Here is an 11,072-nt window from a genome sequence, read left to right as displayed (position 1 = left end):
TTAAACTAATGATTTTCTGAAACTTATGCTATTCCTCTTGCAAACATATGGCCTCTGGGGTTTTTGGGATTCGTTAAGTTTTACCGTCAATATTACCATAGCGAGTAATTTCAAGTGAAAATGAATTCTAGGGTAGGTTAAATAGCTAGACTATATAGCTTTAGCAGCCTAAGCTTGTTCAATTCTATTTATTTTTTTCGGCCTTATGGAAATTAGTAAAATGGATTGCTCAATGGCGTTAAAAACAAAAAACTGTTTGAGGCCTTTTCGGCCGAGTTTTTTTTGTTTAGCCAGGGAGTGATTCATTTTGCGTTAAGATTTACATACAGCCTTGATTTTTTTGGTTCGTTTTTGGATCAAGCCAAAAATGAACAGGAAAAGAAAAGGGTAACCATTGGAAAAAGTCCATAAATCACATAAAAAGGTTAAATTTTGCTACCATTAAATAATGTTGATTACATTCTATGATCCTGTAAAAAGGGATTTTGTCAGCATTGTTGCAGAAAAATAGCAACAATACCGCCAAAATCGGGTTTTATTAATCGTTTTGACCAAGGCTTGACAGCCTTGGCTACAAAAATGGCACCCCTCTGGGGTTGTTGGGATTCGTTAAGTTTTGCCGTCAATATTACCATAGGGAGTAATGTCAAGTGAAAATGAATTCTAGGGTAGGTTAAATAGCTAGACTATATAGCTTTACCTATATAAGCTTGTTCAATTCTATTTATTTTTTTCGGCCTTATGGAAATTAGTAAAATGGATTGCTCAATGGCGTTAAAAACAAAAAACTGTTTGAGGCCTTTTCGGCCGAGTTTTTTTTGTTTAGCCAGGGAGTGATTCATTTTGCGTTAAGATTTACATACAGCCTTGATTTTTTTGGTTCGTTTTTGGATCAAGCCAAAAATGAACAGGAAAAGAAAAGGGTAACCATTAGAAAAAGTCAATAAACCATCTCAAAAGGTTAATTTCCCCTATGAATAATATTTTATGATTCTGATAAAAGAGATTTTGTCAGCATTGTTGCAGAAAAAAAAAGCAACAATACCGCTAAAATCGGGTTTTGAGTATCGTTTTTACCAAGGCTTTACATCCTTGGCTACAAAAATGCCACACATACGGTGTTTTTGAGGTTCGTTCATAACCTATGTGAAACAGTGTAATTTAACCCCAAATATCCCGCCATCTAAGGTGGCTTGTACTGATTAGCATACCATTTATTTATTTTCACCCGGGTCTCTTTGCTTTCTAGGTCGGTTCAATAAGAAAAGCCACCGAAACTAAGTTTCGGTGGCTTTTCTAGCGTATGGCAAATTGACTGAATTAATTCGGAATCATCCCATGAGGATCAATTACGAATTTCTTGGCGGCACCTCCGTCAAAGTCTTTATAGCCCTGAACAGACTCCTGTAAAGATATTATTTGAACATTGACTGCCTTTGCGATTTGAATTTTATCGTATAAGATGGCATTCATCAATGAGCGATGGTATTTCATAACAGGACATTGGCCGGTATGAAAGCTACAGGATTTGGCCCAGCCCAACCCTAATCTGATGCTAAGGCTGCCTTCTTTTGCTGCTTCCGTTGAAGCGCCAGGGTCACCTGTCACGTACAAACCGGGGATACCGATATTTCCTCCTGCTCTGGTGATGTCCATGGCTGCATTCAATACCGTAGCAGGCATTTCTTTGTCAGCATCTCCACCATGCCCTCTGGCTTCAAAGCCCACACAGTCTACCGCACAATCCACTTCCGGTTCACCTGTTATTTCTGCGATGGCATCTGCAAGTGGCGTTTTGTTTCTAAGATCGACCGTTTCGCAACCAAAGCTCCTGGCTTGTTCAAGCCGCTCAGGAATCATGTCTCCCACAATCACTACTGCCGCCCCTAATAGGTGACAAGATGCTGCACAAGCTAAGCCAACAGGCCCTGCTCCGGCTACATAGACGATGGATCCTGGGCCAACGCCTGCTGTGACGGCTCCATGATATCCTGTAGGAAAGATATCTGAAAGTAGGGTAAGGTCTCTGATTTTGTCCATGGCCTGGTCCTTGTCTGGAAATTTCAATAAATTGAAGTCTGCATAGGGCACCATTACATATTCGGATTGACCACCAACCCAGCCTCCCATGTCCACATAGCCATAAGCGGCACCAGGACGGGCAGGGTTTACATTAAGACAAATGCCTGTTTTTTGTTCTTTACAGTTCCTACACCTTCCACATGCAATATTAAATGGTACGGATACGAGATCTCCTTCTTTGATGAACTCGACATCTCTGCCTGCTTCAATGACTATTCCGGTGATTTCATGACCTAGGATCAGTCCTTTTGGAGCGGTGGTACGGCCCCTTACCATGTGCTGGTCACTGCCACAAATATTGGTTGATACAATTTTTAAAATGACACCATGTTCACATTTTCTGTTGCCTATGGCCAATTTAGGGTAATCGATTTCCTGAACCTCTACCTTACCGGGTTCTAAATAGGCTACGCCGTGATTTTTACACATATTATTTTGGGTTAAGATGATAATTGTTTTAATCGATACTATTTCGGTTTAGAAATTAGTTAAAAAATCCTATAAAGTATATTAATTTGACTGTTTTTTGAAAAAAGCACACTCAAGAGCAGGGAATTAATGACAGTTTTTATAATTCTCGGGCTAGGGGTCACTTGCATTAGCGAAAAGGTGATTTCACTGTTGACCTTATTGCAGGCTAATTCCCTACAAATATCAATTGCTTTAATCCCCGGGTTGCACCTCCTTCGTCGGCTTACCCATGGCTACCAATACAGCACCCCGGGTTGCTGCATCGGAGGCAGTCATCTGGATTTCTGCGTTTTAAAAATGTTAATTATTGGATGACGACTGCTTTAGGATAATAATAGGCTCATTAAAAATCAAAAAGGCCCTGATGTAATTCAGGGCCTTTTGAATAATAAGGAAAAGTCGTTCACAATTTACCAGATCCTAACCCTCTCACTCGGGGCTACATACATTTTATCCCCTTCTTTTACATTGAAAGCCTCATAAAAGGCATCCACATTGACTAAAGGTCCATTGGCGCGGTATTGGGCTGGGGAATGCGGGTCGTTTTGAATTTGAGTTCTAAGTGCTTCTTCCCGGCTTTTGGTGCGCCATACGGTAGCCCAAGAAAGGAAAAACCTTTGAGAAGGAGTAAATCCATCTATTTCTCCCGGATTTCCATTCTCCTCCAGGTGCATTTGAAGGCCGTCATAGGCCACCAATACACCTCCCAGGTCCCCTATGTTTTCCCCCAGCGTAAGTTGACCTTTTACATTTAGTCCTTCCAATGGTTCATAGTTGTCATATTGGGCGACCAGCTGTCCGGTTCTTTCTTGGAAGTTTTCTAGGTCCTCTTCCTTCCACCAATTCTCCAGGTTTCCCTCAGGGCTGTAACGGCTACCCTGGTCATCGAAACCATGCGAAATTTCATGCCCTATGACAGCGCCTATCCCACCATAATTTACCGCGGCATCTGCTTTGTAATTGTAGAATGGCGGTTGAAGTATAGCCGCTGGAAATACAATCTCATTGTAGGTAGGATTGTAATAGGCATTTACCGTTTGAGGTGTCATGAACCATTCAGACCGGTCCACTTCCTTGCCCAGTTTGTCCATGTTTTTTTTGAATTGGAATTTATTGGCTGCGATTACATTGCCCAGGTACGAGGCGGTTTCTTCGTTGTCATCCACTTCCAGCGCAGCATAACTTTCCCAAGTATCAGGGTAGCCGATTTTTACCGTGAAAGTTGCCAGCTTGTCCATGGCTTTAGCTTTGGTTTCTTCGCTCATCCAGTCCAGTTGTTGGATTCTATTTCCCATGGCTTCTAAGATATTGCTGACCATTTCATTGGCTTTTTCTTTGGCCTCCTCTGGGAAAAATTCTTCTGTATACAATTTACCAATGGCTTCGCCTGCCGCGCCTTCCGCACTGGTCAATACCCTTTTCCAGCGGGCTCTCATTTGCTCGGTGCCCTGCAGTTCTTTGCCATAAAAATCAAAATTTGCCTGTACCAGTGCATGATTCATATAGGGGGAAGCCACACGTACCAAGTGCCATTTCAAATAGTTTTGCCACATTTTTGAATTGGAATCGCTAAATACTTCTTCCAGGGCAAGCATAAAATCAGGGGTGCTTATAATGACCTCATCGGTATTGGCTCCAAGTGCTTTGGTTAGATTGGACCAATCCAATGAAGGAGTGGCTTGCTGGAGTTCTTCCAGGGAGTATTTATTGTACCGGCCTTCAGAATCACGCATTTCAATCCTGGTCTTGCTGGCTGCTGCAAGTTTTGTTTCAAGCATTAGCACATCTGATGCTAGGTTTTTGGCCTCTTCTTCCGAATTGCCGAGCATTTGAAAGACCTTGGAAATATGGGCCTCATATTTGGCTTTGATTTCTTTGAATTTTTCGTTGCCCTCATCTACATAATAATCCCTGTCAGGCAATCCCAATCCACCTTGACTTATGTAGAGGGCATTTTGGTCTGAGTCTTTAGCGTCTGTACTGACATAAATATTAAAGAATGGATCTACTCCAGCAGGATAGATTTTTTCCAAAAAGGATTGTAAGTCTTCCTTGGATTTTATCTGATCGATTTGATCAAACCAAGGGAGCAATGCCTCATGTCCTCTTTTTTCTGCCAAAACAGAATCCATTCCTATGGTATAGAAGGCAATGGCTTTGTATTGGTCAGATCCTTCAGGGTATTCGCTTATATTGGCCTTGGCAGCTTCCATTACCTGCTTTACGCCGGAAATACTTAGCTCTCTCAACTCCAAAAAACTGCCCCACCTACCTTGGTCGGCCGGTATTTCAGTTGTGGCCAGCCAGCTTCCGTTGACATACTGGAAAAAGTCATCCTGAGGGCGGATGGTAGTGTCCATGTAGCTGGTGTTAATGGTCTCAATTGTTTCGGTCGTATTCTCTTGTTTAGGTGAACAGGCCATTGTTGTGCAAAAGGCCAATAGCGCCACCGCTGTTATATGGCTAAGGTTTTTCATGTTTCCAATTGTTTTATAGCAATTATATTTATTTTCTAAGAACAAAGATACACGATTTATCTGTCAAAAAAGTTGGGCAATGCATTGTAAAAGTAGCATAGCAATGGTTGAAAAATTATTGCTATTGACTAGCTATTATAAAGCAGTTATTCCTGAGTTAGCAGATTCAACTCTTACTTGACCAGGTTTTTATTAGATAGAAAATCAGTTTATGAATTAGTCCCTGCTTTTCCTATATTTAGTGCTCATTCCAACCATTAAATTTGAAGATATGCGTTATTTATCATTGATGTGCTTATTTTTCATAGGGTTTCTGTTAAGCTCCTGTGGACAGGAACCAATGATTGCAGGTAATAATCAAGCTTACCAGAAAATGACCTTTTCTTGGGAGGGCCCTGAGCTTAAAGAGGCGGAAACAACATTTCTGAATTATCGAATGGAAATGTATTTTACTGACCCCGATGGTGGTCGCATTGTTGTTCCTGGCTATTTTGCAGCAGATGGAGATGCAGGAGAAACGGGTGCTGAAAGTGGAAATACCTGGAGGGCACATTTGTTGCCTCTGAAAGAGGGGGAATGGAAGTATGAAGTTAGTTTTTTAGAGGGGGATAAAATTGCGCTTGCTTCTGAAAACACCGAAGGGTCAAGCTTGGCCTTTGATGGGGAAAAAGGGAGTTTCACAGTAACGGCAGCAGATGAATCCCAAACTGGGTTTCTGGGCAAGGGGAAGTTACAATATATAGGGGAGCATTTCCTACAATTTACCAATGGCGATTACTTTTTTAAAATGGGAGCGAATGCCCCTGAGGTGCTGCTTCAATACAAGGATTTTGATGGGACAGCTGCTGATAGGGCTTATAAGGACCATATAGCCGATTGGAAAGAAGGCGATCTTCTATGGCAAGGAGAGAAAGGCAAAGGTATAGTTGGGGTCATCAATTACCTGAAAGGTCAAGGCATTAACACCCATTATTTTTTATTGATGAATGCTTATGGGGATGGGAAAACAGCTTTTCCATGGAAAGGCAAGGATAATTATTACGAATACGATGTTTCGAAACTTGACCAATGGCAATATCTTTTTGACTACATGATGCAAGAAGGGATAATGACTCAATTCGTGTTATCAGAGCAAGAAAATCAATCCTATTTTGAGCACAAAGAAGGGGGCGATTTTGCAGACAGCAGAAAGCTTTTTTACCGGGAATTGGCAGCTAGGTTTGGTTACCTAAACGCGGTAACTTGGAATATAGGAGAGGAAAATGGTTGGGAAAAAGACCCTACTTATGGTAAATCTATTACCACAGACCAGAGAAAACAATTTGCAGCTTATCTAAGTGATTTATTGCCTTACGATGAATTAATCGTCGTCCATAATGGGCCATCAAATACAGATGCTATTTTTGAAGATTTGCTGGGAGATCCTTCCTATTCAGGCATTAGCTTTCAAGGGAATTATCAAGATGTAAACCATGGGTATGGACGTATTTTGCATTGGAGAAATGAATCTGCTGCAGCAGGTCACCCATGGGTGGTCACCTATGACGAGCCCTATACCAGTCCTGAGTATCCTGACTTGGATGTATGGCGAAAGCACTCTCTTTGGGCCTCCCTTATGGCAGGAGCAGCTGGGATGGAAGTATATATTGGCAAAGGAGAAGATCTAGTGATCCAAGATTACCGAAAATACCAGCCCTATTATGAAATAATGAATCATGCCAAAAACTTTTTCACCGAGAGTGGCATCCCCTATCAGCAGCTAAACCCCATGCCTACTGAGGATAACAATTCCTGGGTACTTTCAGTTGACGAGGAAGTATTTGTGGTTTATCTTCGAGAGGGTGGTGAAGGGGAACTCAATTTACCTTCTGAGATGTTTGAAATCCATTGGTTTAATCCCAGATCAGGAGAATGGTCCCAGAATGAAGCTTTAAAGAACGTTTCAGGGGAAGAAAAGACAGCTTTGGGGAAAGCGCCAAGCCAACCTGATTTAGACTGGGTGGTCTTGTTGAAAAAGAAGAAAGAATAATTTAAACTTTCAATCCAAAATCACCTTCCATTTTACATAAACCCGAGTTTTGAAATAGGATTCGCAATAAGTGGTGTTGTTTTTATTTTGAAATTTATGCCACAAATCGACAATCCTTGGTGAAGGTAAAGTTGTTGTTTTGATTGCCTGATAAAGGCCTAACTGATTTGAAAGAAATTGCATCAGTAGCGGTGGTTTGGAATGAAAATGAAAAACTCCACTTGAAATCCGTTATTTAAAAAGTAGATTATTCTTATGAACATCAGAAATTTAAATAAAAGCAGTTCCACCAAGCTTGGAACTTTTGGAGGTGTTTTTACCCCTTCCTTGCTAACGATCTTGGGTGTGATCATGTACCTGAGATTTGGCTGGGTGGTAGGGAATGTAGGTTTGATTGGGACCTTATTGATAGTCACCCTCTCTACAGCCATTACATTCCTGACATCATTGTCTATTTCTGCTATCGCTACAAATGCGCCAGTGAAAGGTGGAGGGGCGTATTACTTGATCAGTCGGTCCTTGGGAGCGGAAATTGGTGGAGCAGTAGGAATACCTTTGTACCTGGCGCAGGCATTTTCGGTTTCTTTGTACGTAATAGGATTTTCAGAATCTATTGTCGCTATATTTCCTGCTTTAGACATAAAATGGGTGGGCATTATTACGACTTTGTTTTTGGGAGCCCTGGCTTTATTCTCTACCACAGCTACCATTAAGTCTCAATTCTTTATCATGGGATTGATCGCTATTTCCTTGTTGTCATTGGCACTAGGAAGCCCCTTGGAGGATTCTCAGATTGAGCTTTGGGGAGTTCCGGCCGCCCAGTCTGTTGATTTCTGGCAGGTATTTGCCATATTCTTTCCAGCGGTGACAGGTATAATGGCAGGTGTGAATATGTCGGGGGACTTAAAAGATCCCGCCAAATCCATACCCAAAGGTACTTTTATGGCCATAGGTGTGGGCTATGTGATCTACATGATTTTGCCTATTATTTTGGCCAGCAGGGCAGATGCTTCTACGCTGATCGAAAATCCATTGATCATGCAGCAGATTGCTATATGGGGAGGGGCTATTGTTCTTGGGATTTGGGGAGCTACTTTGTCAAGTGCCACTGGGAGTTTGTTGGGCGCGCCCAGGGTATTGCAGGCTTTGGCTAATGATAAAATATTACCAAAATGGGCAAGCATTTTCAGCCGGGTAGATGGCAAAGAGAAAATACCTCGAGCAGCTACATTATTTACCATTGTCTTGACACTGGTAACGGTATATTTTGGGAACCTAAACCTTATTGCTCCGGTGCTTACCATGTTCTTTTTAACCACCTATGCTGTCTTAAATATCACAGCGGCCACCGAGCGGCTTTTAGGTAGTGCCTCTTTTAGACCTAAATTCAAAGTACATTGGATCTTTTCACTGTTGGGGGCAATTGGCTGTGCCGGCGTGATGTTATTGATCAATGCCTTGGCTACATTCATGGCTTTCTTGGTGATAGCGATCATTTTTGTATGGCTAAAAAGAAGGAAAATTGAGGCCACCTGGGGTGGTTTGGGGAGAGGAGTGTTCTCTTCCATTATCAGGTATGCCTTGTTCAAGTTAGAAAAAGAAAGCAATGCCAAAAGCTGGCGTCCGAATATCCTTGTTTTGTCAGGTTCTCTAGGTAAAAGATGGCGTTTGATCGAACTTGCAGATGACATTACAAATGGAAACGCCCTGTTTACAGTGACCACGATTGTGTCTGAAAATAATGTACCTCAAGAAAAGGTCAAAGATTTTGAGAATAGAATTTCGGACTATTTGGGTAATAAGAATGTGCAGGCATTGGTGAAAGTAGTAAGGGCTTCAGATCCTTTTACTGGTGCCACTCACATGGTCAATTCCTATGGTTTAGGGCAGTTGGTTCCCAATACCATATTGTTGGGGGATACGCGAGAAAACAGGAATTTACTTCCCTATTCAGAAATGATACGGCACTTTTTTAAATCCCGAAAAAATTTAATCATTGTTCAGGATGAAGGTAATGTAGGCTTTAAGAAAAAGGAGGTAATAGATATCTGGTGGGGTGGATTAAAGAAAAATGGTAGTCTGATGATTATCTTGGCCTATCTATTAAAAAACAGCAGAGAATGGCAACAGGCTTCTGTGAATGTGAAAATGGTCGTACCCAATAAGGAGGCTTATAGTGGTGCGAAGGACAACTTAGATAGAATTTTTGAAAGCATGCGAACTGGTTTCGATTACCAAATTCTGGTTGCTGACGGCAGGGTGTTTTGGGATATTATGGCTGAAGAATCCAAAAACAGTGACCTGATCATGATGGGATTGGCCGTGCCGGAGGAGGAAGGCGCTTTTGAAGATTATTATGTGACGTTAAAAGAACGTACCAAATCCTTACCAACGAAGGTTTTTGTACTGGCTGGACAGGAAGTGGAGTTTGATAAAGTATTGATTTAGTTTTTTTAGATAGATTACGTAGAAATCCCCCCTTTGAAGAAAAGGGGGGGGGTGTGCTTTCAGGCATGGTGGTTTCATTACTGATTTGGCATTTTATCAGTCCATTACAATGATACAAAATCACTTTAATATTCCCATTTCCGTAATTCCCCCTTAATTAATGGCGCGGAGCCTTTTCCAGCCAATGTCGGGAGGGGTTTATACGGGATTGTAAACCTATACCAGTATTTAAACAAAAAGCTTTAAATTTTTTTTAGGACGAGTCAGGAATATCGAGCCATTTCATATTAATGCCAAGAATATTAGCAGGGCTATTTAAACCAATTGAAATAAATAAGCACAAAAGAAAAGAGGAACAGAAAGCCTATTCCAGCAATAGAAAGCCAGCGCATGGCTTCCCCTGGTTGTTGCTTTTTTGTAAGGTGCTGGCTGAAAATCAGCTTGTAATTAAGGATGGCGATTATTGGTGCAATAAGGAAAGAAATAGTAGTGGCTAGACCTATTAGTTGATTGAATGAGGCCATAAAAAATGTAATGACGAGCATTCCCCCAAAGGTAATTAATACCAACCACAGCAAATAATCTGATTTTTTTTCTTCCTGATTGCGCATTACAGCAATTACCCTGGCCGTGGATCGGGCATAGCCATCCATTGCCCCTATGCAGGTACCGAGCATAATGGAAAAACCCGCAGCAGCGATGATCAAAAATGTCCAGGAACCCAATTGGGTAGCATATAAATTTACAACGCCAGTGGCAAAAGCGACATTGTTATCTGGCAGGGTGTTTCCAGTATTGAAAAGCAGGAAAGCACCAAGCACTACAAAGCATATGGACAAGATGGCGGAAATCCAATAACCAATATTGAATTCAAAAACAGATTCCTTAACGGTGGGTTTGTATCCGCTTTGCTTGATCCGTGCAATGGTCCACAGGCTATTCCAAGTGGATGCGTCAATGGCTGTTGGCATCCAGCCCATTAAAGCGATTACGAAAGGCAGGGAATGAGGTGTGAGTTGAGCGAAAATGGAAAAGTTTTGTGTCGGTGCCTTAGGGCCATTGGCAAGGGCAATAAAGAAAGCCAAAAGCGTAGTTACAACCATAAAACTTCCAATGATTTTGATGCCTGAATCGAGCAGAGAATACCTACCTAAGGCAAGGAATAGAAAGGAGGTAAGTAGCAATAGGATAGAGGGGACAAAGAAATAGGCAGGGGCCATTTCAATGTTAAATAAATTTTGTAAAAAACCTGCTGCCACCAAGCTTACCGCAGCATTCACGAAAAACATAGAAACAAGATTTATGCCCAGGAACAAGCGGGAAAACCATGGGCTTATTTTCTGGTATCCATCTATCAGGGACTCCCCTGTAGCAGACGCATACCTAGAGCCAAATTCAAAAAATGGCCACTTAAAAAGATTGGCGGCTATAATGAAGCCTACCAAACCAAAGCCATATTCGGCTCCTGCCCTAGTGCTTTGCACCAAATGGGAAACACCAATGGCTGTGCTTGCAAAGAGAATTCCTGGTCCTAATGTCTGTAAGAAATGTTTTATTTTCAATGA

Annotated in this window: 5 protein-coding genes; 2 read left to right on the top strand and 3 right to left on the bottom strand. The window is 41.6% G+C overall.

What is annotated here, in order from left to right:
* Window positions 1–1,320: 1,320 nt before the first annotated feature.
* Complete coding sequence (gene fdhA, locus AAC073_RS08630; RefSeq protein WP_339923451.1) at window positions 1,321–2,511, bottom strand: formaldehyde dehydrogenase, glutathione-independent; 1,191 nt, start codon at window positions 2,509–2,511, stop codon at window positions 1,321–1,323.
* Window positions 2,512–2,963: 452 nt separating this feature from the next.
* Window positions 2,964–5,030 carry a M13 family metallopeptidase gene (locus AAC073_RS08625; RefSeq protein WP_339923450.1) on the bottom strand — a complete coding sequence of 689 codons (2,067 nt, stop codon included), beginning with the start codon at window positions 5,028–5,030 and terminating at the stop codon, window positions 2,964–2,966.
* A 271-nt stretch (window positions 5,031–5,301) separates the two neighbouring features.
* Between AAC073_RS08625 and AAC073_RS08620 the strand changes: the two genes are divergently transcribed.
* The gene (locus AAC073_RS08620) at window positions 5,302–7,059 is read left to right on the top strand and encodes a DUF5060 domain-containing protein (RefSeq protein WP_339923449.1); all 1,758 of its coding nucleotides are present in this window, start codon (window positions 5,302–5,304) and stop codon (window positions 7,057–7,059) included.
* A gap of 255 nt (window positions 7,060–7,314) precedes the next feature.
* Complete coding sequence (locus AAC073_RS08615; protein ID WP_339923448.1) at window positions 7,315–9,507, top strand: Na-K-Cl cotransporter; 2,193 nt, start codon at window positions 7,315–7,317, stop codon at window positions 9,505–9,507.
* Window positions 9,508–9,818: 311 nt separating this feature from the next.
* On the opposite strand, the gene AAC073_RS08610 is transcribed toward AAC073_RS08615, so the two are convergent.
* Window positions 9,819–11,069 carry a divalent metal cation transporter gene (locus tag AAC073_RS08610; protein ID WP_339923447.1) on the bottom strand — a complete coding sequence of 417 codons (1,251 nt, stop codon included), beginning with the start codon at window positions 11,067–11,069 and terminating at the stop codon, window positions 9,819–9,821.
* Window positions 11,070–11,072 lie beyond the last annotated feature (3 nt).

This window comes from uncultured Cyclobacterium sp. (assembly GCF_963977555.1).
In the GTDB taxonomy this organism is placed as follows: domain Bacteria; phylum Bacteroidota; class Bacteroidia; order Cytophagales; family Cyclobacteriaceae; genus Cyclobacterium.
Note: the sequence above shows the minus strand (reverse complement) of the source record. Positions and strands in the feature narration are given on the sequence as shown.